Source organism: Ferrovibrio sp. GW821-FHT12D07 (assembly GCF_058807275.1).
The window spans coordinates 2,120,574-2,146,856 of record NZ_JBXAQN010000001.1 but is presented as its reverse complement, the minus strand read 5'-3'; the positions used below and the strand labels follow the sequence as shown (position 1 = coordinate 2,146,856).

31 protein-coding genes are annotated in these 26,283 nt (G+C 64.8%); 19 read left to right on the top strand and 12 right to left on the bottom strand.

Going from position 1 to position 26,283, the window contains the following annotated elements:
- The first annotated feature begins 1 nt into the window (after window position 1).
- A complete protein-coding gene (gene gpt, locus AC1RRE_RS10660) occupies window positions 2-520 on the top strand; it encodes a xanthine phosphoribosyltransferase (protein WP_492981109.1) in 519 nt (172 codons plus the stop codon).
- Between the two features lie 3 nt (window positions 521-523).
- Here gpt and AC1RRE_RS10655 read toward each other — a convergent pair whose 3' ends face one another.
- Genes AC1RRE_RS10655 through AC1RRE_RS10640 form a run of 4 tightly spaced genes read right to left on the bottom strand, consistent with a single transcriptional unit; the run spans window position 524 to window position 4,059 of the window.
- The gene (locus AC1RRE_RS10655) at window positions 524-1,156 is read right to left on the bottom strand and encodes an ABC-type transport auxiliary lipoprotein family protein (RefSeq protein WP_492981108.1); all 633 of its coding nucleotides are present in this window, start codon (window positions 1,154-1,156) and stop codon (window positions 524-526) included.
- The gene (locus tag AC1RRE_RS10650; protein ID WP_492981107.1) at window positions 1,153-2,124 is read right to left on the bottom strand and encodes an MlaD family protein; all 972 of its coding nucleotides are present in this window, start codon (window positions 2,122-2,124) and stop codon (window positions 1,153-1,155) included. Before AC1RRE_RS10650 ends, AC1RRE_RS10655 begins: the two co-directional genes overlap by 4 nt.
- 4 nt (window positions 2,125-2,128) lie before the next feature.
- Entirely contained in the window at window positions 2,129-2,932 is an 804-nt protein-coding gene (locus AC1RRE_RS10645; protein ID WP_492981106.1) for an ABC transporter ATP-binding protein, read from the bottom strand.
- Window positions 2,932-4,059 carry an ABC transporter permease gene (locus AC1RRE_RS10640; RefSeq protein WP_492981105.1) on the bottom strand — a complete coding sequence of 376 codons (1,128 nt, stop codon included), beginning with the start codon at window positions 4,057-4,059 and terminating at the stop codon, window positions 2,932-2,934. The genes AC1RRE_RS10645 and AC1RRE_RS10640 overlap by 1 nt, the downstream gene beginning before the upstream one ends.
- Before the next feature lie 149 nt (window positions 4,060-4,208).
- Here AC1RRE_RS10640 and otnI point away from each other — a divergent pair, with 149 nt between their 5' ends.
- Window positions 4,209-5,018: a 2-oxo-tetronate isomerase gene (gene otnI / locus AC1RRE_RS10635; protein ID WP_492981104.1), complete on the top strand. Its 810-nt coding sequence runs from the start codon at window positions 4,209-4,211 to the stop codon at window positions 5,016-5,018.
- Here the strand turns inward: otnI and AC1RRE_RS10630 are convergent.
- The 3 genes from AC1RRE_RS10630 to AC1RRE_RS10620 form a co-directional block, all read right to left on the bottom strand.
- Window positions 5,008-6,306 carry a TRAP transporter large permease gene (locus AC1RRE_RS10630; protein ID WP_492981103.1) on the bottom strand — a complete coding sequence of 433 codons (1,299 nt, stop codon included), beginning with the start codon at window positions 6,304-6,306 and terminating at the stop codon, window positions 5,008-5,010. The two genes, otnI and AC1RRE_RS10630, sit on opposite strands and share 11 nt — an antisense overlap.
- Window positions 6,303-6,833 (bottom strand): TRAP transporter small permease, encoded by a 531-nt coding sequence (locus AC1RRE_RS10625; RefSeq protein WP_492981102.1) that lies wholly within the window; start codon window positions 6,831-6,833, stop codon window positions 6,303-6,305. The genes AC1RRE_RS10630 and AC1RRE_RS10625 overlap by 4 nt, the downstream gene beginning before the upstream one ends.
- A 71-nt stretch (window positions 6,834-6,904) precedes the next feature.
- Complete coding sequence (locus AC1RRE_RS10620; RefSeq protein ID WP_492981101.1) at window positions 6,905-7,954, bottom strand: TRAP transporter substrate-binding protein; 1,050 nt, start codon at window positions 7,952-7,954, stop codon at window positions 6,905-6,907.
- Window positions 7,955-8,158: 204 nt separating this feature from the next.
- Here AC1RRE_RS10620 and AC1RRE_RS10615 point away from each other — a divergent pair, with 204 nt between their 5' ends.
- Window positions 8,159-9,298, top strand: coding sequence for a TRAP transporter substrate-binding protein (locus AC1RRE_RS10615; protein ID WP_492981100.1), 1,140 nt, complete (start codon window positions 8,159-8,161; stop codon window positions 9,296-9,298).
- A gap of 7 nt (window positions 9,299-9,305) precedes the next feature.
- Here AC1RRE_RS10615 and AC1RRE_RS10610 read toward each other — a convergent pair whose 3' ends face one another.
- A complete protein-coding gene (locus AC1RRE_RS10610) occupies window positions 9,306-10,043 on the bottom strand; it encodes a DUF6969 family protein (protein ID WP_492981099.1) in 738 nt (245 codons plus the stop codon).
- Window positions 10,044-10,210: 167 nt separating this feature from the next.
- On the opposite strand from AC1RRE_RS10610, the gene AC1RRE_RS10605 reads away from it, so the two are divergent.
- The 11 genes from AC1RRE_RS10605 (at window position 10,211) to AC1RRE_RS10555 (ending at window position 18,243) form a co-directional block, all read left to right on the top strand.
- The gene (locus tag AC1RRE_RS10605) at window positions 10,211-10,582 is read left to right on the top strand and encodes a c-type cytochrome (protein WP_492981098.1); all 372 of its coding nucleotides are present in this window, start codon (window positions 10,211-10,213) and stop codon (window positions 10,580-10,582) included.
- A 136-nt stretch (window positions 10,583-10,718) separates the two neighbouring features.
- A complete protein-coding gene (locus tag AC1RRE_RS10600) occupies window positions 10,719-11,315 on the top strand; it encodes a gamma carbonic anhydrase family protein (protein ID WP_492981097.1) in 597 nt (198 codons plus the stop codon).
- 108 nt (window positions 11,316-11,423) lie between these two features.
- Window positions 11,424-12,044 carry an RNA polymerase sigma factor gene (locus AC1RRE_RS10595; RefSeq protein WP_492981096.1) on the top strand — a complete coding sequence of 207 codons (621 nt, stop codon included), beginning with the start codon at window positions 11,424-11,426 and terminating at the stop codon, window positions 12,042-12,044.
- Window positions 12,045-12,047: 3 nt separating this feature from the next.
- The gene (locus AC1RRE_RS10590) at window positions 12,048-12,494 is read left to right on the top strand and encodes a hypothetical protein (RefSeq protein WP_492981095.1); all 447 of its coding nucleotides are present in this window, start codon (window positions 12,048-12,050) and stop codon (window positions 12,492-12,494) included.
- 6 nt (window positions 12,495-12,500) lie between these two features.
- Window positions 12,501-13,040, top strand: coding sequence for a periplasmic heavy metal sensor (locus tag AC1RRE_RS10585; protein ID WP_492981094.1), 540 nt, complete (start codon window positions 12,501-12,503; stop codon window positions 13,038-13,040).
- Window positions 13,041-13,126: 86 nt separating this feature from the next.
- On the top strand, window positions 13,127-14,146 hold the full coding sequence (gene denD, locus AC1RRE_RS10580) for a D-erythronate dehydrogenase (RefSeq protein ID WP_492981093.1): 1,020 nt from the start codon (window positions 13,127-13,129) through the stop codon (window positions 14,144-14,146).
- A gap of 120 nt (window positions 14,147-14,266) precedes the next feature.
- Window positions 14,267-15,451 (top strand): acetylornithine deacetylase, encoded by a 1,185-nt coding sequence (gene argE, locus AC1RRE_RS10575; protein WP_492981092.1) that lies wholly within the window; start codon window positions 14,267-14,269, stop codon window positions 15,449-15,451.
- An 818-nt stretch (window positions 15,452-16,269) separates the two neighbouring features.
- Window positions 16,270-16,488, top strand: a complete 219-nt coding sequence (locus AC1RRE_RS10570; protein ID WP_492981091.1) for a hypothetical protein — start codon at window positions 16,270-16,272, stop codon at window positions 16,486-16,488.
- Window positions 16,489-16,658: 170 nt separating this feature from the next.
- Window positions 16,659-17,078, top strand: coding sequence for a hypothetical protein (locus tag AC1RRE_RS10565; RefSeq protein WP_492981090.1), 420 nt, complete (start codon window positions 16,659-16,661; stop codon window positions 17,076-17,078).
- A 182-nt stretch (window positions 17,079-17,260) separates the two neighbouring features.
- The gene (locus AC1RRE_RS10560; RefSeq protein WP_492981089.1) at window positions 17,261-17,737 is read left to right on the top strand and encodes a PAS domain-containing protein; all 477 of its coding nucleotides are present in this window, start codon (window positions 17,261-17,263) and stop codon (window positions 17,735-17,737) included.
- Window positions 17,734-18,243 carry a PAS domain-containing protein gene (locus AC1RRE_RS10555; RefSeq protein ID WP_492981088.1) on the top strand — a complete coding sequence of 170 codons (510 nt, stop codon included), beginning with the start codon at window positions 17,734-17,736 and terminating at the stop codon, window positions 18,241-18,243. Before AC1RRE_RS10560 ends, AC1RRE_RS10555 begins: the two co-directional genes overlap by 4 nt.
- 3 nt (window positions 18,244-18,246) lie before the next feature.
- Here AC1RRE_RS10555 and AC1RRE_RS10550 read toward each other — a convergent pair whose 3' ends face one another.
- The 3 genes from AC1RRE_RS10550 to AC1RRE_RS10540 form a co-directional block, all read right to left on the bottom strand.
- Window positions 18,247-19,632, bottom strand: coding sequence for a zinc-binding metallopeptidase family protein (locus AC1RRE_RS10550; protein WP_492981087.1), 1,386 nt, complete (start codon window positions 19,630-19,632; stop codon window positions 18,247-18,249).
- A gap of 98 nt (window positions 19,633-19,730) precedes the next feature.
- Window positions 19,731-21,080 carry an MATE family efflux transporter gene (locus tag AC1RRE_RS10545; protein ID WP_492981086.1) on the bottom strand — a complete coding sequence of 450 codons (1,350 nt, stop codon included), beginning with the start codon at window positions 21,078-21,080 and terminating at the stop codon, window positions 19,731-19,733.
- Window positions 21,077-21,715, bottom strand: coding sequence for a TetR/AcrR family transcriptional regulator (locus AC1RRE_RS10540; RefSeq protein ID WP_492981085.1), 639 nt, complete (start codon window positions 21,713-21,715; stop codon window positions 21,077-21,079). Before AC1RRE_RS10540 ends, AC1RRE_RS10545 begins: the two co-directional genes overlap by 4 nt.
- Before the next feature lie 94 nt (window positions 21,716-21,809).
- Between AC1RRE_RS10540 and AC1RRE_RS10535 the strand changes: the two genes are divergently transcribed.
- The 4 genes from AC1RRE_RS10535 (at window position 21,810) to AC1RRE_RS10520 (ending at window position 23,823) form a co-directional block, all read left to right on the top strand.
- A complete protein-coding gene (locus AC1RRE_RS10535; protein ID WP_492981084.1) occupies window positions 21,810-22,085 on the top strand; it encodes an Rdx family protein in 276 nt (91 codons plus the stop codon).
- Window positions 22,086-22,116: 31 nt separating this feature from the next.
- A complete protein-coding gene (locus AC1RRE_RS10530; protein ID WP_492981083.1) occupies window positions 22,117-22,773 on the top strand; it encodes a GIY-YIG nuclease family protein in 657 nt (218 codons plus the stop codon).
- Between the two features lie 241 nt (window positions 22,774-23,014).
- On the top strand, window positions 23,015-23,461 hold the full coding sequence (locus AC1RRE_RS10525) for a hypothetical protein (protein ID WP_492981082.1): 447 nt from the start codon (window positions 23,015-23,017) through the stop codon (window positions 23,459-23,461).
- Between the two features lie 2 nt (window positions 23,462-23,463).
- A complete protein-coding gene (locus tag AC1RRE_RS10520) occupies window positions 23,464-23,823 on the top strand; it encodes a hypothetical protein (protein ID WP_492981081.1) in 360 nt (119 codons plus the stop codon).
- Window positions 23,824-23,826: 3 nt separating this feature from the next.
- On the opposite strand, the gene AC1RRE_RS10515 is transcribed toward AC1RRE_RS10520, so the two are convergent.
- Window positions 23,827-25,206, bottom strand: coding sequence for an MFS transporter (locus AC1RRE_RS10515; protein WP_492981080.1), 1,380 nt, complete (start codon window positions 25,204-25,206; stop codon window positions 23,827-23,829).
- A gap of 81 nt (window positions 25,207-25,287) precedes the next feature.
- On the opposite strand from AC1RRE_RS10515, the gene AC1RRE_RS10510 reads away from it, so the two are divergent.
- A complete protein-coding gene (locus tag AC1RRE_RS10510; RefSeq protein WP_492981079.1) occupies window positions 25,288-26,268 on the top strand; it encodes a LysR substrate-binding domain-containing protein in 981 nt (326 codons plus the stop codon).
- Window positions 26,269-26,283: the final 15 nt, after the last annotated feature.

Here is a 26,283-nt window from a genome sequence, read left to right as displayed (position 1 = left end):
CATGACCGAGACCCACGGCTACACCAAATTCTTCCCCGTCTCCTGGGAAGAGTTGCATCGCCACTGCAAGGCGCTGGCCTGGCGCCTGCTCGATGCGGCGCAGGCCAATGGCGGCAAGTACAAGGGTATCGTCGCCATCACGCGCGGTGGCTTGGTGCCGGCGGCCATCGTGGCGCGCGAACTGAACGTGCGCGTGATCGAGACCATCTCCTGCTCGACCTATAACGAGCTGGAGCGCGGCAACAAGGTCAACATCCTGAAAGAGGCCACGGCCGCCCTGCCCGATCAGGGCGAAGGCTGGCTGATTGTCGACGACCTGGTCGATACCGGTGTGACGGCCAAGGCCGTGCGTCAGCTGCTGCCGAAGGCGCATTTCGCCACCATCTACGCGAAACCTTCCGGCCGGCCGATGGTCGACAGCTACATCACCGAAGTGAGCCAGGATACCTGGATCCTGTTCCCCTGGGACACCGAAGCGGTGATGTCCAAGCCGATCGTGGAACTGCGCAGCGGGCTCTAAACCTCAGAGCATATCCTTGCGCATGTTGCCCATCGACCACTGGACGGTCTCGCGCAGCACCGCACCCAGCGCTTCGTCAAACGCCTCGATCACCTGAGGCAGGGCCGCGCCCTTCGCCTTGGTGCGGCGTGAGAAGTTCATCGAGGCCACGATCTGCTGCTTGGTCTGGCTCACCAGCTTGGCATTCAGCGCCACCAGCACCTCGGGCACGCTGCCGCCGTCCTTCAGCTCGGCCTGGAATTCGCGCAGCTCGCTCTTCAGGTTGAAATCCGAGCGCAGGCCCACCGACTGGCGGCCGACCGAGACAATCTTGCCGGTATTCTCGAAGCTCTCGACCAGCAAGGTCTGCACCATGCGTGGCACCCGCTCGGCCCAGCGCACCTCGGCGTAATACTTCACCTCATAGGGCGTGGTGTAGATGGCGATGCGATGCGTATCCAGCCCGCCCGCCGCATAGGGCTCTTCCACCACCAGCTGATAATCCACCTTCGGCAGATCGTTGCGGAAGGTGGTCTTGGGCGACAGCGTGTAGAGATTGGACGGCGGCGTCTGCGGCAGCAGGCCGCCACAGGCGGACAACGGCAAAGCCGCACCGGCCAGCATCAATCCACGGCGCGTCATCATCATGGCGCTCATCGGCGGGCTCCTCCCCCTTCGGTCCGGTATTCGGCATCGCGATTGCCGAACAGCACAGCGCTCGGATCGTCTTCCAGCCGCTGCGCCACGCGCGACAGGCTGGTCACCAGATTGCGCGCTTCGGCGATGAAGCGGCGGAACTCGCCGAAGCCATCGGTGGTGATGGCGTTGATCGGCGCGCGGTTTTCCTCGGCGATGGCGCGTAGCTGCGCCAGCGTGACGCGCGCATCCTGCAAGGTGGCGGCCACATCGCCATCCAGCAGCTTGTTGCTCTGCTTGAAGGTGCGCTCGGCCTCGGTCAGCAGGTTGTCCAGCTTGCCCGCGATCTCGCCCGCCGCCGCGGCCATTTTCGCGATATCGCTGCCGGTGCGCTCGAAGCTGTCGATGGCGCGGCCGATGCTCTCCTGCTTCGCAGCCAGCTGGCCGGTGACCGTCTTCATGTCGGCGATCATGCCGCTCAGGTTCTTCAGATTCTCGTCGCTCAGCACCTGGGCCGCGCGGTTGAACAATTCGGGTGCGGCTTCCACCAGCGCCTCGATGGCCGAGGATTTCGAGCGGATGATCGGATATTCCTTCTGATCGCTGCTGCTCACCACCGGCAGGATTTCTGCGCCCCGGCTGCCCGGCGAAATCTGCACATAGGAAACGCCGGTGATGCCCTGCAGCTGCAACGTGGCTTCCGAATCCCGGCGCACCGGCGTGTCGGCGCCGATCTCCACGATCACCAGCACGCGACTGGTATCGTCGCGGTCGATCACGATCTGGGTGACATTGCCAACCTTGATGCCGTTGAAGCGCACATCGCCGCCCACGCCCAGTCCCGCCACAGACCCGGTGAAATAGATGTTGTAGCGGGCGATGTCGCGATCGGTGCGGCTTTTGGCCAGCCACAGCGTGAAAGCCACGATGGCCACCAGGAAGACCAGCATGAAGCTGCCGATCAGCAGATGATTGGCGCGCGTTTCCATTGTCTCACCTTTTATCCAACAGTGCCGTGGCGGCGGCTGCGCGGGCCCGCGGCCCATGGAAATATTCAACGACCCAGGGATGCTTGTCTTTCAGCATGACATCCATCGGCCCGGTCAGCAGCACCTTCTTCTCGGCCAGCACGGCGATACGGTCGCAGATGGCATGCAGCGAGTCGAGATCATGCGTCACCATGAACACGGTCAGTCCCAGCGCCTTCTGCAGGTCGCGCACCAGCTGGTCGAAAGCCGCCGCGCCAACCGGATCGAGGCCGGCAGTCGGTTCGTCGAAGAACACGACTTCCGGGTCCAGCGCCAGCGCACGGGCCAGACCCGCACGCTTGCGCATGCCGCCCGAGAGTTCGGCGGGAAACTTGCCCGCCGCATCGGCCGGCAGGCCTACCATATGGACTTTCGCCGCCGCGATCTCGTCCATCAAATCCTGCGGCAGGTCGTAGAACTCTTTCAGCGGCACCTGGATATTCTGGGCGACGGTCAGCGACGAGAACAGCGCGCCATCCTGGAACAGCACGCCGAAACGCTGGCGCACGGCGCGCAGGGCCTGCGGATCGCCATCGATCATGTCGGTGCCCAGCAGGCGGATGCTGCCGCCCTTGGTGCGGTTGAGACCGACGATGCTGCGCAGCAGGACCGACTTGCCGGTGCCCGAACCACCGACCACGCCCAGCACCTCGCCGCGATAGACATCGAGGTCGAGGCCATCGTGGATCGGTGGGCCCTCGAAGCGGTTGACCAGCCCGCGCACCGAGATCACCACGTCGCGTTCGCCGATGCTGCGGGCAGTCTCCATCACAGCCCCATCACGCTGAAGATGATGGAGAACAGCGCGTCGAACACGATCACGAGGAAGATCGACTGCACCACCGCGCGCGTGGTGAGCCGGCCGACGCTTTCGGCATCGCGCTTGACCCGCATGCCCTCATAGCAGCCGACCAGCGCGATCAGGATGGCAAAGATCGGCGCCTTGACGATGCCCAGTGTGAAATGCCGCAGGGCGTTGCCGTCATGCAGGCGGCGGAAAAACATGAAAGGGTCGATGTCCAGATTGTTCCAGGCCATCAGTGCGCCGCCCAGCAGGCCCATGATATCGGCGAAGAAGCCCAGCACCGGCAGGGTCAGCACCAGCGCGAAGACACGCGGCAGCACCAGCACCTCGACCGGATCGAGGCCCAGCACGCGCATGGCGGCGATTTCCTCGTTCACCTTCATGGTGCCGATCTGCGCGGTAAACGCGCTGCCGGAACGGCCGGCAATCAGGATGGCGGTCAGCAGGATGCCCAGCTCGCGCAGCACCGAGATGCTGATCAGGTCGACCACGAAAATCTGCGCCCCGAAGCGCTGCAGCTGGCTGGCGCCCTGATAGGCCATAACCATGCCGATCAGGAAGGACAGCAGCCCGACGATGGGGATGGCGCGCAGGCCGGTCTGCTCCATGTGATGCACGACCGATGTGAAGCGCAGGCGTTGCGGTTTGCCGATCAGCCGCACAAAGGTCTCGGTCACCTCACCGATGAACATGATGAAGCGCAGGGCCTCACGGCCGAAATAGACGGTCAGCCAACCAAAGTACGTGACCAGCGCCACCAGCCCGCTGCCGGCGCCCGGCCGCATCGGCACCGAGGCATCGCCGCCCTTCACGTAATCGACCAGCGCCTGATGCTCGGGCCGCAAGCCGCCCCAGTCCAGCTTCACGCCCTGTTTCTGCAGGGCCGTATCCAGCCGGTGCAGCAGGATGGCCCCGGTCGTGTCCAGGCGTTCGATACGGGCGGTGTCCAGCACGGCCTGCCGCAGGCCACCCGTCTTCACGGCTTCCACGCGCTCCAGCAGCGTCGCGGCACTGGCCAGCGTCCAGGCCCCGCTGGCGCTCAAGCGCAGCCGGCTGCCGTCGCGTTCCGCCTGCAAGATGCCGTTGGCCATGAGGGTCCTGGGAGGTGGTCGAGGAAGGCTAGGGAAAAGAAGAAGGCTTGCCCAACAGTTAGCAGAAATGACAGTCTCGGAAAACCAACGTCCGATGACAGATCGGGTTCACCGGCCCGTCTGCATTCAGGCCGCCACCGGGGGGAATGATGCCGCGCTTTGCTGCCAACCTGAGCTTCCTGTTCCAGGAAGAGCCCTTCCTCGACCGTTTCGCGGCAGCCGCCGAACAGGGCTTCCAGGCCGTGGAATTCATGTTCCCCTACGAGCACAGCGCCGCCGCCGTTGCCGCCGCCATCCGTGATTCCGGCGTCCAGGTCGCATTGTTCAACGCGCCACCCGGTGACTGGGCCGCCGGCGACCGCGGGCTGGCCTCGCTGCCCGACCGTCGCCAGGACTTCCGCGCCACCATCAGCCGCGCCTTTGAATATTCGCAGGCCCTACGCTGCAAGCAGATTCACGTCGTCGCCGGGCTGCAGCCGGCCAAGGCTGACCGCCGCGCCATGGAAGCCTGCTACATGGACAATCTGGCCTGGGCGGCCGAACAGGCCAGACAGGTCGGCATCACCCTGATGATCGAGCCGATCAACCAGCGCGACATCCCCGGCTTTTTCCTGAGCGACTTCGATTTCGCCGAGAAGGTGATCCGGGAAATCAACGTCATGAACCTGCGCCTGCAGTTCGATGTTTATCACGCGCAAATCATCCATGGCGATCTGGCCAAGCGCATCGAACGCCAGATGCCCGTCATCGGCCATGTGCAGATCGCCAATCCGCCGGACCGGCGCGAGCCAGGCAACGGCGAAATCAACTACGACTATATTTTCCAGACCCTGGATACGCTGGGTTATGACGGCTGGATCGGCTGCGAGTATCGCCCGGCCGGCGCCACCGTCGACTCCCTCGGCTGGATCCGAAACTACGGTGTGACGCCGCCCGCGAAGAAGCGCATCACTCCATAAATTTCGGCAGCCACAGCACGATGGCCGGGAAACCGATCAGCAGCGCCACGCGCGCCAGATCGGCCACCACGAAGGGCAGGATGCCGCGGATCACGGTTTCCAGCTTCACGTTGCCCACGCCCTGGATGACGAAAAGGTTCATGCCCACCGGCGGCACGATCATGCCGATCTCGACAATCGTCACCATGTAGATGCCGAACCAGATCGGATCGATGCCCAGCGCCTGCACGGCGGGATAGACGAAGGGCAAGGTCAGCAGCATCATCGCCAGGTCGTCCATCAGCGCGCCGAGGACGACGTAGGAGACGGTGAGCAGGATCAGGAACATCGTCGGGCTGAGACCCATCGCCTGAATCTGTTGCACCACCAGCTGTGGCGCGTTGGTCACTTCCAGGAAGAAGTTGAACAGCCCCGCCCCGATCAGGATCAGGAAGATCATGGCGCTGGTCGCCGCCGTCTCCAGCAGCGAATCCTTGAAACGCGACGGCGTCAGCGTGCGGCTGGCCAGCGCAAACAGCAGCGCACCAACCGCGCCCACGGAAGCCGCCTCGTTGGGCGAGAAGATGCCGATGAACATGCCGCCGATCACCACGGTGAACAGCAGGAAGACCGGCCAGACATTCTTCATGGTGCGGCGGCGGTTGGGCCAGTCCATCTTGTCGCCGGCCGGGCCGCTGGCCGGATTGAGGCGCGTCACCACGGTGATCGCCAGCATGTAGAGGCCAGTGCCCAGGACACTGGGAAGCAGCGCCGCGATATACAGCTTGCCCAGCGACTGCTCGGTCAGCAGCGCATAGATCAGCAGAATGATCGAGGGCGGAATCAGAATCCCCAGCGTGCCGCCGGCCGCCACCGTCGCGGTGGCGAGGCTGTCGGAATAGCCGCGCCGCCGCATCTCGGGCAGCGCAACACGGCACATGGTGGCAGCTGTCGCAACAGCCGAGCCGCAGATCGAGCCAAAGGCCGCGCAGGCGCCCATGGTAGCCAGCGCCAGTCCGCCGCGATAATGCCCCAGGAACGCGTAAGCCGCGTCATAGAGCTGGCGCGACAGGCCGGCATAGGTCGCGAACACGCCCATCATCACGAACAGCGGCACGGTCGACAGGCTGTAAGGAATGACGGATTCAAACGGCGACGTGCCCATCACATAGGCCAGCCCGTCCCAGCCCTGCAGCCACAGGAAGCCGGCCGCACCGACCACGCCCATGGCGACCGCCACCGGCACCTGCGCCACCATCAGCAACAGTACGGCGGCAAAGCCGGCAATCCCCATCACGGTCGCGCTCACAGGATTTCTCCCTTGTGCTCGACCGGCGGGAGCATGTCGCGTCCGGTGACGGCGACCTCCAGATGGCGTGCCAGAATGACGGCGACAATCAATGCCGTGAAGAACGACCCGGCCAGCAGCGGATACCAGAACCAGATCATCGGCAGCGCGATGGTCTGCGACCTGTCGCCCATCATCGCCACCGTGTTGGCCTGCCCGATGCCGTACCAGCCGATGGCCAGCATCAGCAGTCCGCCCAGCGCCACGGCAAAGGCGCGCGCCAGTGCCCGGCCGCGCGGCGGCAGGTAGTTCACCGCCACATCGACGGCGACATGGCTGTCGGTCATGAAGCCATAGGGGATGGTGAAGAAGGCGGCGGCGACGATCAGCATCTGCGTGATGTCGACCGTCCCGAGAATCCCCTGCCCGCCCATGTTGCGGATCACGATATCGAGGCAGGTGACCACGCCAGCCATCAACGCACAGAAAGCGCCGACCACGGCAAGCCATGCGGTGGCGCGATCAGCCAGGCGGTATAAAGGAATCATAAAAGCGGTCCTGCAGAAACGAACCGCCCCGGCCAAGGGATTTTCCTGGGCCGGGGCGGTTGAAAGTTCTCTTAGCGCTTGCCGCCTTCGTATTTGGCGATGCGCTGCTGCATCTCCTTCAGGATGTCGCGGGCATCCTTGACGCCCTGCCCTTCCAGATCGGTGAGCAGCTTTTCGGTGGTGGGCTTCAGCGCCTCACGCCAGCGGACGCGCTCGGCCTCCGACAGCGAGGTCATCACGTTGCCCTTCTTGCTGGCAGCTTCGAGTCCCGGCGCATCCCACTGGTTCCACCAGTCGCCGAAGCGCTCGGTCAGCGCGCTGCCGGTGGTCTCGTCGATGGCCTTCTTCACATCGGCCGGCAGGCTGTCGTATTTGCGCTTGTTGATGATGAAGTAGAAGCTGGCGGTATAGGACCGTGCATCGAGGTGATACTTGGTCACCTCAAACAGGCGGAAGGAATTGATCGGGTCCCACGGGAACACGGCACCGTCGATCACGCCGCGCTGCAGGTTCTCATACACATCGCCCGGCGGCAGGCCGACCGGGGTCGCGCCCAGCTGCTGCAGCATCGCGTTGATCTGCGGGCTGGGCGAGCGGATGCGCAGGCCCTTCAGGTCATCCATGGTCTTGACCTGCTTGGCGCCGGTATGGATCAGGCCGGCGTTATGCGCGTGCAGGCCCAGCACCTTCACCGTGTCGGGGAACTCGGCCGCGAAATGCTTGGGGTACATCTCCCACAGCGTGCGGCTGGCGGCATTCGCGGTCTCGACCAGGAAGGGGAATTCGATGATGCCCATGCGGTTGAAGCGGCCGGCCGGCACGCCGCGCAGGCCATGGGCGATATCGACCACGCCGCTCACCGCCTGCTCCAGCTGGCGGGCCGGATTGCCGAACGCGCTGCCCGCCGGATAGACGGTCAGCTTGACCTTGCCGTTGGTGCGCTTGGCCAGCTCCTCGCCCCAGGGCACGAACCAGTCGCGGTGCATGCCGTGGCCGGGCGGCAGGAAATGGCTCAGCTTGAGCTCGATTTCCTGGGCACTGGCCGACGGCGCGGTACCGCCCCATGTAACAGCCGTCAATGCTGCACTGCACAGCAATGTGATGAAGCGAGACATCGCCATAGCGTCCTCCCGGGACAGGTCTTCGTTATCGTTTCTCAACCTTGCGGCAGATTAGTTTCATGTGAAACTAAGGTCAAGCTGACGCCCGATCATCCGTGTATGCATAGACGGCCGGCCCGGCAGCCGCCTATTGTCACACACACTTACAAAGCCCGGCGCTGGTGGGACCTCGCGCCGGCAGAGGGGAACAGGATCATTGTGAACATGGCACGCCTGGTCACGGTTGCCGGCCTGGCATTGGTACTTGGTATTCTGATTGGTATCGGCGCCGTGTCGTTACAGCGGTCCGCCAATACCCCGGAAGCGCGTGCCATCAAGGATCCCGACAACGCCCTGAACGCCGTCCCGCCCGCCGTCACCGAGGCGCCCGGCCGCCCCGTCGTCATCAAGCTGGCCAGCGCCGCGCCGACCTCGGCGCCGCAGATCGGCACCATGGCCGTGTCGATGGTGGAAAAGCTGTCCATCGCATCGGACGGCAATATCGAAATGAAGGTGTTCGAGCCCAACATGCTGGCGCCGAATGCCGAACTGTTCGCCAAGGTCTCGGATGGCACCATCGACGCCGTCTGGTCCTCGCCCAATTTCTTCGCCGAGCGCGACTCAGTCTTCTGGCTTTTCTCCACGGTTCCGTTTGGTCCTTCGGCCGGCGAATACCTGGCCTGGCTATCCTACGGCGGCGGCCAGGACCTGATGGACGAGAGCTTCGCGCGCTTCAACATCAAGCCGATCGTCTGCACCGTGCTGCCGCCGGAATCCGGCGGCTGGTTCCGCCGCGAGATCAACACGGTGGCCGACCTGAACGGCCTGCGCATGCGTTTCATGGGCATCGGTGCCAAGGTGATGCGCCGGCTGGGCGTCGATACTGTGGCGCTGAACGGCGGCGACACCTTCTATGCACTGCAGAGCGGCAGCATCGACGCGGCGGAATTCTCGCTGCCCTTCATCGACCTGCGCTACGGCTTCGAGAAAGCCGCCACGCATTACTACTTCCCCGGCTGGCACCAGCAGAGTTCGCTGATCACGCTGCTGATCAACATGAAGGTCTGGGATGGCCTGACCGATGCCCAACGCGGCATGATCATGAATGCCTGCGGCGACAATATCCGCGAGAGCCTGGCCGAGGGCGAAGTCCAGCAGGTGAAGGCCCTGCAGGAAATCCGCGCCCGTGGCGTCAATCTCCACACCCTGCCCAAGCCGGTGATGGACGCGCTCAAGGCATCATGGGTTCAGGTGGTGAAGGAAGAAAGCGCCGCCAATCCGGAATTCAAGAAGGTGTGGGAGTCGTTCCACAGCTTCCGCAAGGCCTATACGGAATGGCGCAACCTGGGCTACCTGCCCAATTGATCAGGCTTTAAACGGCCAGCGAACGACGCAGCTGGCGCACCCGGCGCTCCACCGAGATATCCAGCGAGGCAGTCACTTCCAGGCTGCGGTCTTCCAGCGCATCGCCGCGTGGATTGGCGCGGCCGCGGGCTTCCACGGCGGCGTCGCGGCGGCGGATCAGTTCGACGATCTCGGGCTGGAACAGCTGCAGCAGGCCGTTGAGCCAGCGGTTCACTTCCTGGGCGGGCCAGGCATGGCGCAGCTCGAAGCGGCTCAGCATCGCGATCACCTCGCGCGCCGGGAACCAGGTCTCGTCCGTCACCCAGCGGTTGGTGGTGAACAGGCGGATCGGCTGGCCGTAATGATCCATGGCGACGCCGACGATATGGGCCAGCGCCTGGTCGCCGCGCGGCCAGTGCTTGCCGATCATCTCCTCGGGCGAGCAGCGCCCCACGCCCGCCTTCACATAGCGGGCCGGCTCGAACTGCTCGGCCTGCACATGCGGCCGCTGGAAGATATGGAAATGCCCGTGCTCGCGATCTTCGTTGCGATGGGCATGGTAGTAATACTGCGCACCGGTCGACGGATCGAAGACATCGCCGACGGGATAATGCTGCTGCTCGAAGAAATCCTCTTCGCCGCGCAGGAGTTCGGCCACCAGGTTGCTGCGCTTGGCCGCCAGTTCGCGCTGGACCAGCAACACGTCGTTGCCCGCCGTCAGCATCGCCTGCAGCCGCGCCCGCTCCAGATTGGCCATCATATTCATAAGTACGTCCCCTGCACTCAGGCGGGGCAGACTACGCATCGGCTTCTTAAGCACCGGTAAATGCGACACCGCGTCGCTGTTCCCTTTGCGAGTCGCTGTGCTATTTTTTTGCTCGTCGGATTATTTTCCTCCAGCGACTCGTGTCTTGGATTGAAGGAGCCCCCCATATGTTGCGTCTTTTGCTTGGTATCGCCGCCCTCGGCCTGATCGGTATTTCTTCCGCTCAGGCAGCCGGAAACCCCGAGGAAGGCAAGAAATCCTTCGCCAAATGCCGGGCCTGCCACCAGTTGGAAGCCGGCAAGAACGCCGTGGGCCCCAGCCTCGCCGGCCTGTTCGGCCGCAAGTCGGGCAGCATGGACGGCTACAAGTTCTCGGATGCCATGAAGGCCAAGGCCATCACCTGGGACGAGAAGACCATCGGCGAATACATCGCCGATCCCAAGGGCTACATCCCGGGCAACAAGATGGTCTTCCCCGGCATCAAGAAGGAAAGCGAGGTCGCCGACCTGATCGCCTTCTTGAAGGACGCCACCAAGTAAGCACCACGGCACTGTCATGTTGCGCAAGGGCCGCTCCCAATATGATCTTGGCGGGCGGCCCTTTTCGCGTCTGGGGCACCTTTCTCCCCCCGCCCGCGTTGGATAAGCTGGCGGCACCCAGATGGAGGAAGCATAAATGCCCGCGTATGGCCCCGACGTCGTCCTCAACAATCCCGCCTATATCCACGATACCGCGCAGATTTACGGCAAGGTGCGGCTGGAGGAAGGATCGTCGGTCTGGATCAACGTCGCCATGCGGGCCGAGAATTACGAGGTCGTCGTCGGCAAACACACCAACATCCAGGATTTCTCGATGCTGCATGTGGGCGGCCAGACCGGCACCTATATCGGCGCGCATTGCTCGATCACCCACCACTGCACCATCCACGGCTGCACGATCGGCGACAACTGCCTGATCGGCATCGGCTCGACCATCATGGACGGCTGCGTGATCGGCGATAACTGTATCATCGGCGGCCATACCTTCCTGAAGGAAGGCACCGTGATCCCGTCGAACTCCGTCGTGGTGGGCAGCCCGGGCAAGGTGATCAAGACCCAGAACAACTACGTGCGCTGCCGCCTGAATGCCTGGCTGTATTACCGCAACGCGCTGGCCTACCGGCAGCAGCAGTATCGCGACTGGGACGCGCCGGACATCGCCAAGGAGATGGGCGCCGAGATCGCCCGCCTGACCGAGGAGCTGAAAGCCCTGGAGGCGGCCGGCCAGGCTTAGTCCCTGGCATGAACGCTGCCTGAAAACCGCCCTATTCCGGGCGCAGGAATCCACCCATGCCCCCGTGTAACCTTCCAGACGATAACGGCATGAGCAGGACAGTTTCCCATGTTCGCCTCTCTCACGCTGCCCCGGCTGGAAACAGCCGGGCCGGTTGACCGCATGAGCGATGTCGACGCCGCACTGATGCAGCGGGTCGCCAATGGCGATCACGCGGCCTATCGCCTGCTGGTCGACAAGTACCTGCGCCATGCCGTCACCATGGCCTACCGGGTGCTGTTCGACCGCGCCGATGCCGAGGAGGTGGCGCAGGAAGCCTTCCTGCGCGTCTGGCAGCATGCCGGTCGCTGGCGCGCCGATGGCGGCGCCAGCTTCAAGACCTGGCTGAACCGCGTGGTGGTGAACCTGAGCATCGATCGCCGGCGCAAGCCGAAGATGGCGGTGCTGGACGACCAGCCCGAACCGATCGACGAGCAGACGGCCTCGCCCTATGACGCACGGCTGGCGCATGAAACCGGCGACCGCGTCGCCGCCGCGCTGCAGAAACTGCCCGAGCGCCAGCGCGCCGCCATCCTGCTCTGCTTCTGGGAAGGCGAGAGCAACATCGACGCGGCCCGCGCGCTGGATATCAGCGTCGGCGCCCTGGAATCCCTTTTGATCCGCGCCAAGCGCAGCTTGCGCGACGACCTCGCCCCCAGCCTGGGCGGCGACGGCCGGGACAAGGAGTAAGTCATGGACATGGACCGTTTCACCGACCTGCTGGATGCCTGGGGCGCCGATCTCAGCCGCTGGCCCAAGGCCGACCGCGAAGCCGCCGACCGGTTGCTGGAGTCTTCGACGCCGGCGCGCGCCCTGCTGCGCGAGGCCGCCCATGTCGATGCCCTGCTGCTGAACGCCGTCCTGCCCGGGATCGAACCGAGCGATGCGCTGCGCAACCGCATCCTGAGCCAGATTGCCACGCGCCCCGTCGCGGCCCTGGCCGGCTGGCGCAGCCAGGTGGCCGAAGCGCTGGGGCTGCTGTTCCCCACCGGCCGCGCGATGCCGCAATTTGCAGCCCTTGCGCTGGCGCTGGCCATCGGCATCGGCGCGGGCTTCACCAACTTCGCCCTGCTGGATACGCAGAATGACATCGTCTCGCTGCAATACGCGGCCGCGACGCCGGTTTCGCTGGAGGATTGAGTCATCATGGCCGATACATCCCTTCCCGCACCGAAGCCGCACCTCAACCGCTGGCTTGCCGCCGGGCTGATCGTCTCGGTGGCGGTCAACCTGGCGCTGATCGGCTTCGGCGCCACGCGCTTCTATAAATACCGCAACATGGACCGCATGCCGGCGAGCCATGCGGAGGAACAGGTGGCACGCCGCCTGCCCGATCATGCCGCGCAAGCCTTCCGCAAGGCGGTAGAAGAAAGCCGCAAGCCGGGCGTGACGCCCTTCCACGAGATGCGCCGCGAACTGGCCGAGACCCTGGCGGCCGAACCTTTCGACCGCGCGAAATTTGCCAGCCTGCTGGCCCAGCACCGCGACCGGCTGGCTGATTTCCAGCAGGGCATGCAGGCCGGCCTGCTGGCCGCCGCCGATGCCATGACGCCGGCGGAACGGCGGGAATATTCCCAGCGCCTGCTGCATCTGGGCCCGCCGGGCATGGGTCCGCGGCGTGACCGGGGCGAACGCAGGGGCGAACCTGGCCTTGATGGCGACCGCGGCCCGCCGCCGCCCCGCTGACCTTTGGACTGAACCAATCCCTGCGCCTTGTCTGGGCGCGCCGGGGTGATTAGCGTGGACGCTTTCCAGAATACTGGGAGTGCCCAATGCTCAATGTCGTCATCACCGGCGGCGCCGGTTTCATTGGCCAGAAGCTGGTCCAGGAACTGCTGCGTCGCGGCACGCTGACCGGCCCGGACGGCAAGCCGCAGCCGATCGCGCATATCACTCTCTTCGACACCGTGAAGGCCGCAGGCCCTGTCGATCCGAAGGTCACGATCAAGGCCGGCGACATCAGCGACGCGGCGCAGGTGAAGGCGCTGATCGGCGACAAGACAAACTCCGTCTTCCATCTCGCTGCCATCGTGTCGTCGGGCGCGGAAGCCGACTTCGACGGCGGCTACAGCGTCAACCTGACCGGCACGCGCAATGTGCTGGAGGCCTGCCGCGCGCTCTCCACGCCCGCGCGTCTGGTCTTTGCCAGTTCCGTGGCCGTCTATGGCGGTGACTATCTGCCCAAGACGGTGACCGACGAAACCGCGCAGCGGCCGACAACATCTTACGGCGTGCAGAAGTTGTCGGGCGAACTGCTGGTCAACGACTACAGCCGCAAGGGCCTGCTCGATGGCCGCAGCATCCGGCTGCCGACCATCATGGTGCGCCCGGGCAAACCCAACAAAGCCGCCAGCACCTGGGCCAGTTCGATGATCCGCGAGCCGCTGTCGGGCGTCGATGCCATCTGCCCGGTGCGCCCGGACAGCCCGATGGCCTGTCTCTCTCCCCGTCGCGTCGTCGATGCCTTCATCCGCGCCCATGACCTGCCGGCGGAAAAATTCGGCAAGGACCGCGCGCTGCTGCTCAGCGGCATCCGCGTCACTGCCGGCGAAATGGCGGCGGCCGTCGAGCGCGCGACCCCGGCGCTGAAGGGTGCCAACCGCAAGGTGGGCACCATCCACTGGACGCCCGATGCCGCGATCCAGAAGATCGTCGATGGCTGGCCCGGTGCGACGCAGTCGCAGCGCGCCGCCGACATGGGCTTCACGGTCGATGAAAGCATCGACGAGATCGTGGAATATTTCATCGCCGACGACCTCGACGCCCAGATCAAGAGCCTGCAGTCCCAGTAGTACCAGTACCCTCCCCTCGTCATTCCCGCGCACGCGGGAATCCAGGGTCATATGCTCAGGCTGTGGCCCCTGGGTCCCCGCTTTCGCGGGGACGACGGTAGTAAAGCAAGAGAGAAAAACATGACTTCCAAGCCCAGCAAGACCGCCCTCGACATGATCACGCAGCTGGTCGAGATGCCGACGGTGAGCCGCGATTCCAATCTCGACCTGATCCATTGGGTGCGCGATCACCTCAAGGGCCTGGGCGTGGACAGCACGCTGGTGCATGACGAGACCGGCAAGAAGGCCAACCTCTATGCGACCATCGGCCCGCAGGACAAGCCGGGCATCGTGCTGTCTGGCCATACCGATGTGGTGCCGATCGACGGCCAGGAATGGGACACCGATCCCTTCAAGATCGTCGAGAAGGACGGCAAGCTGTATGGCCGCGGCACCTCGGACATGAAGAGCTTTGTCGCCATCGCGCTGTCCTATGCGCCGAAATTCCTGGCGCAGAAGCTGGAAACCCCGATTCATTATGCCTTCACCTACGATGAGGAAGTCGGCTGCCTCGGCGCCAAGCGCCTGATCGAGACCTTGAAGAAGATGCCGGTGCGGCCCAAGGCCTGCATCGTCGGCGAGCCGACCGAGATGCAGGTGATCGCGCAGCACAAGGGCAAGAAAAGCTGGCGCGTCGATGTGCGCGGCTTTGAATGCCATTCCTCGCTGACCCACCAGGGTGCCAATGCCGTGGAAGCCGCCGCCGAGCTGATCGCCTTCATCAAGGGCCTCGCCCGCAAGAAGCGCGACAACGGCCCCTACGATCATGAATTCGCACCCCACTACACTTCGCTGCATACCGGCGTGGTGAATGGCGGCACGGCGCTGAACATCGTGCCGAAGGACTGCTACTTCCTGTGGGAGATCCGCTATCTGCCGCAGGACGATGTCGATGCGCTCTATGCCGAGGTCGTGGCTTACGCCAAGAACAAGCTGGAGCCTGAACTCAAGGCCATCGATCCTGCTGCCGGCTTCACCTTCAGCCAGGTGTCGGAATTCCCCGGGCTCTCGACCGATGACCGCGCCGGCGTGATCGAACTGGCCAAGGCGCTAACCGGGGCCAACCGCGTGCAGAAGGTGGCCTTCGGCACGGAGGCCGGCCTGTTCTCCGAGCTGGGGATTCCCACCATTGTCTGCGGGCCCGGCAACATCGAGCAGGCCCACAAGCCCAACGAGTTCATCGCGCTGGAGCAGGTCGCGCTCTGCGAGGCCTTCATGGATCGGCTGCTGGAGCGCGTGCGCACCGGCACCGGCATCCCTGCTTAAGGCTGGCCCGCCTGACCCTTCAGACATATCTTCTCTGACAGGCGCCGCGCGCGGAAACGTTCGCGGCGCTTCGTTTTGCTTCGTTTCTAGTTGCGGTGAAATCGGCGTGGGCGGTTGCACAACCTCAGTTGCATCTGCAGCCGGCTTCGCCTTGGGCTGCGATCCGCAGGCCGCGCGCAGACGATCCGTGATCTCCTGCGCCTGCGACTCTTCCTTCTCCTTGATCTGGGCGCTGAGCCAGGCCAGCACATCGGCGGGCAATGCCTCGTCGCCCATGATCCCGCGCCGCAGGGTGGCGGAAACCAGAGCTGGAAACTGCGCGCGCGTCAGTTGCCGCTGACGCTCCAGCGCCAGACGGAGATAGGTGGCGAAGCGCAGGCTTTTATGCAGATGCGACCAGATGCGCTGCTCGGGGATGTTCAGCGCATCGGCGATGAGCGGGATGCGCTCGCCCTCGGCGATCCGGCGCGCGACGCCGCGCCAGTCGATCAGCTGCGGGCGCTTGCGCGGCGGCCGGGCCGGCTTGGGGGCCGGCGGAGTCCCCCATATCTTCAGGGGCGTTTCGTCAGCCGTTCCAAGGGTTTCGTCCTTAAACGGGTCGTAGGTTTCGCGGGGTGGCGACATGGCATTTCTCCTGTGAGAGGCACAGGAGACGCATCATACCGTGATTTTCAGAAAATGAGAACAAAAAAAGAATAAATGGGACTTTTAACATATCTTTGTTGCCGGCTCGCCCATAGGTGGCGTTGACGTTCATCCCCCGGCCGTGTAGCGCTGCTGACAGGGCCGGATCGAGGCCCGTTAAAGGGGAAAGTGTAATGCTTAAGACCACGTCGGGCTTTGCGGCCCTCGCCCTGTTGGGCATCACTCTTGCCGGTTGCGCCGGGGACGGCGGCGCGGCCCGTCCGGGCGATGCCAACTACAGCCAGGATACCTGCGTCGCCCAGAAGCAGATGGGTGCGAACCCTATGTTCATGCCAACCCGCGAGAAGCTGGAAGCCGACGGCACCTGCCCGAAGGCACCGACCAAAAACTGATCGCGACCGGGGCGTCGTGTCGCGCAGGCCGCGCTGGCCTCGTGCGGCCACGGCGTCCCCAATCGTGTCACTGTTTCATGACCTAAGTCGAATGCTGCACCTGCCGGAACGGGGCGTATAATCAGCCAGATTACGGCCTATTGCACCCGCATTGCGCAGACGAGACGCCCATGACCACTCCCGAACCGCTCGCCCTCTTTGCCACCATCGTGCTGCTGTTCCCGATGGGGTATCTGCTGCTGGCCTGCCCGGCCTTCCTGCTGGTGCGGCTGTCGCATCCCGCCATTCCGCGACTGATGCGCGCCATGTTCAGCGGCTACTTCCTGATGCTGATGGCCACCGGCGGCTTCGCCACCTTTGCCTATGCCGCCACCAACCACACGGTCTTCGCCGTCGCCATGTGCCTGCTGGCAGCCGCCGCCTTCATGGCCCGCCGCTGGTTCCTGCAGCGGATCGACTATGAGATCGTCGCCCGCGATGCCGGCGATACCGGCGCGGTGCGGCGGATGCGCCTGATGCATGTGGGCGGCATGGTCGCCAATGCCCTCATTCTGGCCGTTTTCATCAACCGCATCACGGCGATCTTCTAAACGGACCTTCGGGCCGGACGCACGCACCCCAGACTCACCCTGGAGTGCTAGGCCAAACCGGCGCTGATCTCCACACACCGTTAACCCGTAGGCGGCGAAAATCATCCCGGTATTGACCCGGGACTGAGACACTGGCCGACCACCTTCACCCGAACCTTGCCGCCATCACCGCCGCACTCAGCATGGCGGAGAGCCCGGCCATCGCCGCCTTCCTGCGCTACATGCAGCGCATCCATCCGGCCGATCGCCTGCCGGCGCGGCGCGATTTTGATCCGATGCATATCCCGTCGCTGCTGGGCCATGTGGTGCTGGCCGAGGTGCATCGCCGTCCCCTGCCCGAACCGCCGCGCTTCTTCATGCGCGTGGTCGGCGAAGTGATCAGCAATGCCGCGCTGGTGCCGATGATGAACCGTTATCTGGACGAGCTGGATGGCAAGCTGGTGACGCCGGACAGCCGCCAGCCCACAACCATCATCACCGAGGTGCGTCGTCAGGTGGTGGAAACCGGCCTGACCTATTACTGGCGCGGGCCGCCGCGCATGAAATTCCGCTACGATTACGACGATCTGGAATACGTGCATTGCCCGCTGGCCGATGACGGCCGTAGAATAGACCGTATTGTTTCGGCCTTTTTCTACCGCGGCGGCGAGCAGGCTTGACGCATCCCAATCTGAAGGCCATCGAGACCGCGCTGACAGCGACCGAGAGCCCGGTGATCGCCGGTTTCCTGCGCTGCATGCAGCGCATCCATCCCGTCGACCGCCTGCCCGCCCGCGCCGCCTTCGATCCGATGATGCTGCCGCAGATGCTGGATCATCTGGTGCTGGTGGAGGTGCAGCGGCAAGAGGACGTCGGCATGCGCTTCTTCGTGCGCGTGGCCGGCGAGCTGGTGCTGCGCGCCGCCCCGGTACCGCTGATGAACCGCTATATCGAGACCAGCGTGAACCTGGACAGTACGCGACCCGATGACAGCGAGGCCTGCGTCATCGATCCGCGCCGACGGGTGGCAGAGAGTGGCCAGGCAACGCATTGGCGGGGCCGGGTCAACGTTCCGTTCCGCTTCAACTTCGCCGATATCGAATACGTGCATTGCCCGCTGGCTGAAGATGGTCGCAACGTCGACCGCATCCTCTCCGTCTTCGTCTATCACATCGACGGCATGTAAGCGCTAGTTCGCCGGATCAAGCGCGAGCTGCGAGGCCACGGCGATCAGTGCCGCAGTCTGCGGCGTCACCGGCTCGTCGGTCGGACCTTCCGGCAGCGGCACGGCCGGCGCAGGCGGTTCATCCGGCACCGACAGGAAGGCGGCGATATCGGGCACCTGCGGCTGGCGCGCCTGCAGCATCGGCGGCTGGTTCATCTGCTGGCTTTGCGACAGACTGATCTGCGGCAGGCCCTCGCGCGCATGACGGCAGAGCGCGTGGATGAAGCCGAGCTTCTCGATCGCGCGCGCACTCAGCACGAAGGGATAGAGATCGGGCTGGCCCATCGAGCGGTTCAGGCTGTTGACCGCGAAGGTGATCGGCAGGAAGCCTTCGATCAGCTGGTCGATGCTCTCGGCCTGGTAGCTGTCGAAGTCGATACGGGTGCCGATCTCCTCGCCCCGGCTGATGCGCGGCTTGACCCGCAGGCCAAAAGCGCCCGCCGTTTCCAGCGTGTCGACGATATGCATGTAATGCGCCCAGGTCTCGGCGAAGTCTTCCCAGGGATGCACGGCGGCATAGGAACTGACAAAGCCCTCCTGCCAGCCCGCCGCCGGCCCGCCCTCGCCCTCGGCGGCGTAATGGCGCTTGAGCGCCTCGGCGTAATCCTCGCGTTCGTCGCCGAACAGCGCGCGGAATCCGCTCATGGCTTCCGAGTTGTCGCCGGCGCGGCGCACCAGCCGTTCCCAGTAGTAATGCCCGACCTCGTGGCGGAAGTGGCCCAGCAGCGTGCGATAGGGTTCGTGCATGGCGACGCGGATCTTCTCGCGCTTGGCGTCGTCGGCCTCGACCAGGTTGATGGTGATCAGGCCGTTGTCGTGCCCGGTGATGATGCGCGGCGCGGATTTGTCGGGCGGATCGGGCAGGAAGTCGAAGGCCAGGCCCTCGTCCGGATCGTCGTCGCGGGTCTCATGCGGCAGGTCGAGCCGCAGGATGCCGTGGAACAGGCGATGCTTGGCGCTTTCGATGCGACGCCAGTTACTCAGATGCACCGGGTTGGACAGATCGGGCACCGTGCGGTTATGCGCGCAGGCGGTGCAATAGGCCTCGGGGTTGGGCGGCGCGCCTTTCGGCTCGGCCTCGACCAGCCAGTTGCAGGCATCGTGCTGCGCGTTGATGCAGAAGCGCCAGCGCTTTTCCGGCGAGGCCAGCGCGCGCCACACGCCGTTAGTGGCATTGGGATTGACCGCATTGAGATCGGGCGGCGGGTCCTGCGCGACCGGTGACGCCGGTTCCAGCGCGCTGAGCACGCCGATCTGCGGCAGGTAGCCGAGCCGGCGGCCGCAGCCTTCGCAGGTGGTATTCTCGAAATAGACCGGCTGGCCGCAGCCGAGGCATTCAAATAGTTTCATCTGCCGCACCCTCTCGTGACCGGAACACCGGCACACGGAGAGGACGACGGGGGGACCGGAAGGTTCCCCCCGCCCGTTTTTATTACGGCCGCGTCACGTTATTGGTCCCAGCGGGTCGCCTTCACCAGCAGGCCGGTCGAGACGCCGTAGACCACCATCGCCGCACCGGCGAGCGCGAACAGCGTCCAGACGTCGGCACCGCTCACGGTCAGCCACCAGCCGCCCACCGCCACCATGACCAGACGGATGGTGCCGCCCAGCACCGGCCCCAGCACCTTGCCCGCGCCCTGTGATGCGAAGTAGAGGCACAGCCCGAAACCGAAGAACGGGAAGCCGAAGCCGGCGGCGGTGAGATACAGCCGCGCCATGTCGATCACCGCGGCATCCTGGGTGAACAGCGTGGTCCAGGCATCGGGGAACAGCACGACCACGATGCCGATGACGGCAAGCGCGGCTGCCGCGATGCTGCCGGCCGTCCAGGCGACGTGGCGGGCGCGCAGGATGTTCTTCGCGCCGACCGCCATGCCGACCATCGGCACGCTGGCGACACCGACCGAAAAGGAGATCGGCACCAGCAGGAATTCCAGCCGCGCGCCGATGCCGTAGCCGGCCAGCGCAATGGTGCCGAAGCGCGCCACCAGGCCGGTGAAGATGAGGACGGTCAGCACCGTCTGCAGCGGCGAGACGCAGGCGACCGCGCCGACTTTCAGGATGTCGACATAGAGCCCGCGCTCGGAACGGAAGCCGGTGAAGCGCAGGCGCAGCCGCGCCTGGCCCGAACGTAGGTGCCAGAAAAGATAGAGCGCGCCGAGCGCGAAGGCGATCACCTGGCCAAGGCCCACGCCGATCATGCCAAAGCGCGGCACCGGACCGAGGCCCAGCCCCAGCGTGCCGCCGATGGCGATGGTGAGCGCGGCGACGACCAGCGTGGTGACCGAGGGCACGCCCATGCGGCCGGTGCCGCGCAGCACCGAGGCCAGCGTGTTGAACAGCCAGATCGCCATGGCGCCGCTGAACACCGTGTTCGAATACAGCACCGCCTGTTCCAGCGCCGCGCCGCGACCGCCTAGGAAGGCATAGATCGCCGGACCGAGCAGCCAGAAGAAGACCGTGAAGACCAGGCCGCCGCAGAGCGCGATGACCAGGGCGTGGATGGCCAGCGTATTGGCCCGGCCCACATCGCCACCGCCGAGCGCACGCGCAATGGCCGAGGAGACACCACCGCCCATCGCACCGGCCGACATCATCTGCATCAGCATGATCATCGGGAAGGTCAGCGCCATGGCGGCCAGCGCCTCGACGCCCAGGGCACCGACATAGACCGTTTCGGCAATGGCGGCGAGTGCCGTCACCATCATCGCCAGCGTGTTGGGCAGGGAGAGCCGGATCAGGGTCGGCAGGATTGGCGCGGACAGCAGATTATCGCGCTGGTTGACGGCCTGGTTCATGACACACTCATTTCATCGATGCGGGCCTTCAGGGCGGCCCGCGAGTTTTTCAGAATGCGGTCGGAGAGCTGCGGGTCGCTGACCGCACGCGCGATGGCGACCGAGCCGGCCATCTCGGCCATCAGCGAACTGGCGGCGTCGCTGGCATTGCCCTTGTCGGGGGCATTGCCGGGGGCGTTGCCGGGCAGATGCTGCGCAAGGCGGCCGGCGATGGCGCGCACGCCCTCGTCATAGGCCTGGCGCGCATCACCCTTGAGACGTGGCATGTCGGAGATCAGCGCCGCCAGCGCGCAGCCGCGACCGGGATCGTCGCGATGACTGCGCGAGATGTAGCTCTCGATCCAGCTTTTCAGCGCATCGGGGCCGATGCTGGCGCCGACGCGCGCCACGTATTTCTCGCGCCCGCCGGCGAACATGTGGCGGATGGCCTCGGCCACCAGCGCGTCCTTGGATTTGAAATGCGCGTAGAAGCCGCCATGGGTCAGCCCCACCTCGCGCATCACCGCGACCACGCTGACGCCATCGGGGCCATGGCGGCGGATCGCGCCGGCGGCGGCGTCCAGAATGGCCTGACGCGTGGCTTCGCCCTTGGTGAGAGCGGTCTCGGACGCGGCTTTGGTCTTGCGAGTCTTCACGACGGCAGCAGACCATAAAATATGATGACCGTCATCATATTTTCTAGATAACCCCTATCCTGCTAATATGGCTGGCCTTTTCCCGGAGTCTGCCATGAGCAAGCCGCGCATCCGCATCACCTACTGCACGCAATGCCACTGGCTGCTGCGCGCCGCCTGGATGGCGCAGGAGCTGCTCTCCACCTTTGTCGACGACGTGGAGGAAGTCGCGCTGAAGCCCGGCACCGGCGGCATCTTCGAAATTCATCTGAATGACGACCTGCTGTGGGAGCGCAAACGCGACGGCGGCTTCCCCGATGTGAAGACGCTGAAGCAGCTGGTGCGCGACCGCATCGATCCTGAGCGCGATCTTGGCCATACGGATCGGTGAGGACTCAGCATGAACCAAGGGGAGAGAAACGATGACACCTGCGGAGCTCGCCAATATCCTTGAGGGCACAAAGGGGCCTTCCGAACAGATCAGGCTTCTGGCCGGTCTTGGCATCAGCCGCGTTGATATCGCAAAGCTGCTGGGTAAGCGTTACCAGCATGTGCGCAAGGTTCTGTTAGACGCTGGCATCACGACCGGCTACGACCCAAAACGTGCCCGTCAGCCGGTCGAACTTGAGGTTGAGACGGTCAAAACTATCGAGACCGCTTCCCCACCCACCGAGACCATCGACATCGATCGGCTGTTCGCTGGCGGTTTCAAGATGGGCTTGGAATGGGCATTGAACGGCGGCGATCTCATATTCGAAGGCAAACCACCGCACGGATTCGGTGTCTACGCGCTCATCAGCCTCAATGAAATTGTCTACATCGGTGTGAGCAACGATCTCCCAAGAAGGGTAAATGAATACAAGTATGGCCCGGCCGGACAAAGTACGAGCCACAGGATCAAGGGTTTGATCGTGTCCTCATTGGAGGAAGGACTGCCCGTCCACATGCTGTTCTGCCAACCGGGTCAGACGGAGATCAACGGCCTTCCAGTCGAGATTTCTCCCGGACTCGAATTGGCCCTGATCAAGCACATCCAGCCGGAATGGAACCGCAAGGGCGTCCGTTCGGAGCCTGGATGAGCAGTTATAGAACGAGGGGCTCCACCCTTCGGACGTGCAGAAACGATCCGGCAAAAGCTGCTGACACATTGCGTGCGAGCGGCAAAAAATTCCGGTTAACCGGGGTTAACCATACTCCGTAGCCGGAAGATTCCGCGGTCTTCCGCCATACCCGTCGACATCATCCGGTCTGCAACCTCTGGCATGTGGCTTGCTTCCTCCGTGAACAGACAACGCCGTAAAGGCAGCACGGAGGACCACCATGTCGACGATCAACGGAATTGGCTCCGGCCAGCTCACCCAGCTGGACCGCCTGTTCGATCTGGAAGAACTGAAGAAAGCGCGCAAGGCCGGTGGTGCCAGCGCCAGCTTCCCCGCCGCCATCCAGGGCGCGCAGGCACCGAGCGATCCGACCCGGGCCGCCGACTTCTTCTCCGGCGCCGCCGCCGGCGATACCAGCGGCAACACCAGCACCAACAAGCTGGACAAGTCGGCTGAAGAGAAATTCTTCGACTTCTCCAAGCTGTCGGACACCGAGAAGGTCCGCATGAAGGAGCTGAAGGAAAAGGATCTGACCGAGCAGAAGCTGAACGAGATGGATGCGCAGGCGCGCGCCAAGATCGAGGAAGGCATTCGCGAGAAGGTCGCCGAGAACATCATGAAGCAGACCGGCAAGAGCATCGGCGGCATCGCCGACCTGACGGTGTGACCATGAGCAGCGTCTCGAACGTCAATCCCTATTACGGCATCAACCAGGCCGGCGGCACCAAGCCGACCGATGCCGCGAAGGCCGCGAAGACTGCTGCCACCCAGGAGGCCGCCGGCCTCGGTGAGTCGCCGGTCGCCAAGAAGGATGTGGCTCAGGACTTCCTGGATTACGCCAAGCTGTCGATCCCCGAACGCATTCGCAAGAATTTCCTGGAACAGGAAGGCCTGACCGAGGAATCGCTCGCCGCCATGGCCGAGGAAGAGCGCAAGAAGATCGAGGACCAGATCAAGGAAGCGATCGAGGCGGCGGTCAAGAAAGAGATCCAGGAGAAAGTCGGCGGCGTCGCCAACCTGCTGGTCTGAGCCTCAGACCAGCGTCTTCTTCAGGGTCAGCACGGCGGCCAGTGCACCCAGCGCTGCGCCGATGGCGGCCACGATAAAGACCGGCGTGAAACTCGTGCCGCCCAGCGATACCGCGCCCAGCAGCGCGATGCCGATGGCGAAGCCGGCCTGACGCAGGGTCGTTGCCAGCGCCGAGGCCATGCCGGCGCGATCCGGCGGCGCGGTCGCCACCAGCGCACCCGAGACCTGCGAGTTGCTGATCCCCGCGCCGCTCGCACCGACCAGCATCGCCAGCAACACCTGCCACAGCGGCGCATTCTGCATCGTGCAGATCGCCAGCAGCACCATGCCAAGGCCGATCAGCGCCATGCCGCCGGTGAAATTCGCGCGCCATCCCACTTTCTGCGTCAGCCAGACGCCGACCGGCGGCAGCACCAGCATCGGCCCGGTGGCCGCGAGCATAGCCAGCCCGGCCTCGTCCACGCTCAGTGAAAACACCGTCTGCAGGTAGAGCGGCAGATAGACCAGCACTGCCCAGTAGCTCAGCGACAGGCTGAGCAGGAGGCTGCCGATGCCGATCGGCTGCGCCTTGGCGAACAGCATGACGTCGAGCATCGGTTTAGGCTGACGGCGCTGCTGCAGCGCCAGCATGGCCGCAAACAGCAGGCCGCCGAGCAACCCGGCCCAGCGCCACAGCGGCGCGCCCCCCTCTTCATCACTGGCGTGCAGCAGGGCCTGCACCGGCAGCGCGATCGCCAAGGTCAGCAGGAGCACGCCGATCATATCGACCCGGCGGCCTTCGGCGTCCTTTGATTCCTGGGCCATACGCTGCAGGGCGTAGTGGCTGGCGATGCAGATCGGCAGGTTGATCAGGAAGACCCAGCGCCAGTCGAGCGCTGCCGTGATGAGACCGCCCAGGGTCGGTCCCAGCGCCATCGCCGCGCCACCGGTAACGCCGATGATGCCGAAGGCGCGTGCGCGGCTGGCCGCATCCGAAACCGGATACGTCACCGAGATGGAGGCGAGCCCGCCGGTGATGGTGAAGGCCGAGGCTGCGCCCTGCATGGCGCGCGCGGCCCAGAGCGTCGGCCCGTCCCAGGCCAGACCGCAGAGCAGCGAAGCGAGGGCGAAGGCGACATTGCCGAACAGCAGGATGCGGCGGCGGCCGAAGCGGTCGCCCAGCGCGCCGGCAAAGAACAGCGTGCCGGCAAAGGCCAGGCTGTAGGCATCCATCACCCAGGCGGTGGCGGCGATGCCGAAGCCGAGATCGGCGCGGATGCTGGGCAGCGCCACGACCACGGCGGTGACATCGAACTGGGTGAGGCAGACGGCCAGCGACAGCACCAGCGCCGGCAGCATGGGATGGCGGGCCGCAGCGCCCGGAGAAGAGAGTGTGTCGGTCATGGCCCAGCAATGACACGCGCGGGGCGGCAAAGCCCAGCGACAACGCTTCACAGGATCATGAATTTAATTCATACTACGCCCATGCCCGTCAAAAAAACCACACGCCTGCTGCCGCCGTTTGACTCCCTCGTCGCCTTCGAGGCGGTGCTGCGGCATGGCAGCATGACGGCGGCGGCGGCCGAGCTGGGCCTGACGCAGAGCGCGGTGAGCCATCGCCTGCGCCGGCTGGAAACCTTCATCGGCACGCCATTGCTGCTGCGCCGGCGCGCCGGGCTCACCCCCACGCCGGCCGGCGCGACGCTGGCCAATGGCCTGGAAGACCTGTTCGACGGCATGGCGGGTTTGCGCGAGCGCTGCCGCGCCGCCACCGCCCCTGCCCGCCTGCGCGTCGGCGTCGGCGCGGCGTTGGCGCATCACTGGCTGGTGCGCCGCCTGCCCGCCTTTGCCAAGAAGTATCCCGGCATCGATGTCGAACTGGTGATCTTCAACACCGTGGCGCAGGCCGAGGCGCGCAGCGGCGATCTCGATATCCGCGTGCGCTGGATGAAGCCCGAGGATGTCCGCAATTCCAGCACGCAGCGCCTGTTGTTCCGCGAACAGGTGTTTCCCGTCTGCGCACCGGCGCTGTTGAAGACCGCACCACTGAAGACACCGGCGCAGATCGCCACGCTGCCGCTGCTGCTGAAAAGTGCCGAGGGTGGGCAAGGTGAGGAATGGGAATGGAGCACCTGGTTCAAGCGACTGGGAATCGCGACACGTCCCAGGGCGGCGCTGCGCGTCGAGGAACTGGGCACCGCGGTGAGCGCGGCGCTGGAAGGTGCCGGCGTGGCGCTGGCGCGCTCGCTGATCGTGCATGACGCGCTCGCCGAGGGCCGGCTGGTGCGCGTACTCAACCCGCGCTGGGACATGGCCTCGGAGAAAGTGCATATGGCGGTCTGGCCGGCGCGACTGGCCAACGACACCCGCGTGCATGCCTTCGTCACCTGGATGGCGGCGGAAGCAAAGAAGACCGTGACCGGCATTCATCCCATCGCGGCATCGGCGCAAAAACGCGCGATGTGACCGGCGGGCTGATGG

Excerpts from the sequence above, each read along its gene's own strand:
- AC1RRE_RS10570 (WP_492981091.1), top strand. The coding sequence starts at position 16,270 with ATGCTTAAGACCACGTCGGGCTTTGCGGCCCTCGCCCTGTTGGGCATC.
- AC1RRE_RS10590 (WP_492981095.1), top strand. The coding sequence starts at position 12,048 with ATGGACATGGACCGTTTCACCGACCTGCTGGATGCCTGGGGCGCCGAT.
- AC1RRE_RS10650 (WP_492981107.1), bottom strand. The coding sequence starts at position 2,124 with ATGGAAACGCGCGCCAATCATCTGCTGATCGGCAGCTTCATGCTGGTC.
- AC1RRE_RS10525 (WP_492981082.1), top strand. The coding sequence starts at position 23,015 with ATGTCGACGATCAACGGAATTGGCTCCGGCCAGCTCACCCAGCTGGAC.
- AC1RRE_RS10510 (WP_492981079.1), top strand. The coding sequence starts at position 25,288 with ATGCCCGTCAAAAAAACCACACGCCTGCTGCCGCCGTTTGACTCCCTC.
- AC1RRE_RS10605 (WP_492981098.1), top strand. The coding sequence starts at position 10,211 with ATGTTGCGTCTTTTGCTTGGTATCGCCGCCCTCGGCCTGATCGGTATT.
- AC1RRE_RS10625 (WP_492981102.1), bottom strand. The coding sequence starts at position 6,833 with ATGATTCCTTTATACCGCCTGGCTGATCGCGCCACCGCATGGCTTGCC.
- AC1RRE_RS10565 (WP_492981090.1), top strand. The coding sequence starts at position 16,659 with ATGACCACTCCCGAACCGCTCGCCCTCTTTGCCACCATCGTGCTGCTG.
- AC1RRE_RS10545 (WP_492981086.1), bottom strand. The coding sequence starts at position 21,080 with ATGAACCAGGCCGTCAACCAGCGCGATAATCTGCTGTCCGCGCCAATC.
- AC1RRE_RS10620 (WP_492981101.1), bottom strand. The coding sequence starts at position 7,954 with ATGGCGATGTCTCGCTTCATCACATTGCTGTGCAGTGCAGCATTGACG.
- AC1RRE_RS10645 (WP_492981106.1), bottom strand. The coding sequence starts at position 2,932 with ATGGAGACTGCCCGCAGCATCGGCGAACGCGACGTGGTGATCTCGGTG.
- otnI (WP_492981104.1), top strand. The coding sequence starts at position 4,209 with ATGCCGCGCTTTGCTGCCAACCTGAGCTTCCTGTTCCAGGAAGAGCCC.
- AC1RRE_RS10615 (WP_492981100.1), top strand. The coding sequence starts at position 8,159 with ATGGCACGCCTGGTCACGGTTGCCGGCCTGGCATTGGTACTTGGTATT.
- AC1RRE_RS10595 (WP_492981096.1), top strand. The coding sequence starts at position 11,424 with ATGTTCGCCTCTCTCACGCTGCCCCGGCTGGAAACAGCCGGGCCGGTT.
- AC1RRE_RS10560 (WP_492981089.1), top strand. The coding sequence starts at position 17,261 with ATGGCGGAGAGCCCGGCCATCGCCGCCTTCCTGCGCTACATGCAGCGC.
- AC1RRE_RS10610 (WP_492981099.1), bottom strand. The coding sequence starts at position 10,043 with ATGAATATGATGGCCAATCTGGAGCGGGCGCGGCTGCAGGCGATGCTG.
- AC1RRE_RS10600 (WP_492981097.1), top strand. The coding sequence starts at position 10,719 with ATGCCCGCGTATGGCCCCGACGTCGTCCTCAACAATCCCGCCTATATC.
- AC1RRE_RS10550 (WP_492981087.1), bottom strand. The coding sequence starts at position 19,632 with ATGAAACTATTTGAATGCCTCGGCTGCGGCCAGCCGGTCTATTTCGAG.
- AC1RRE_RS10585 (WP_492981094.1), top strand. The coding sequence starts at position 12,501 with ATGGCCGATACATCCCTTCCCGCACCGAAGCCGCACCTCAACCGCTGG.
- AC1RRE_RS10535 (WP_492981084.1), top strand. The coding sequence starts at position 21,810 with ATGAGCAAGCCGCGCATCCGCATCACCTACTGCACGCAATGCCACTGG.
- denD (WP_492981093.1), top strand. The coding sequence starts at position 13,127 with ATGCTCAATGTCGTCATCACCGGCGGCGCCGGTTTCATTGGCCAGAAG.
- AC1RRE_RS10640 (WP_492981105.1), bottom strand. The coding sequence starts at position 4,059 with ATGGCCAACGGCATCTTGCAGGCGGAACGCGACGGCAGCCGGCTGCGC.
- AC1RRE_RS10655 (WP_492981108.1), bottom strand. The coding sequence starts at position 1,156 with ATGAGCGCCATGATGATGACGCGCCGTGGATTGATGCTGGCCGGTGCG.
- AC1RRE_RS10515 (WP_492981080.1), bottom strand. The coding sequence starts at position 25,206 with ATGACCGACACACTCTCTTCTCCGGGCGCTGCGGCCCGCCATCCCATG.
- gpt (WP_492981109.1), top strand. The coding sequence starts at position 2 with ATGACCGAGACCCACGGCTACACCAAATTCTTCCCCGTCTCCTGGGAA.
- argE (WP_492981092.1), top strand. The coding sequence starts at position 14,267 with ATGACTTCCAAGCCCAGCAAGACCGCCCTCGACATGATCACGCAGCTG.
- AC1RRE_RS10530 (WP_492981083.1), top strand. The coding sequence starts at position 22,117 with ATGACACCTGCGGAGCTCGCCAATATCCTTGAGGGCACAAAGGGGCCT.
- AC1RRE_RS10520 (WP_492981081.1), top strand. The coding sequence starts at position 23,464 with ATGAGCAGCGTCTCGAACGTCAATCCCTATTACGGCATCAACCAGGCC.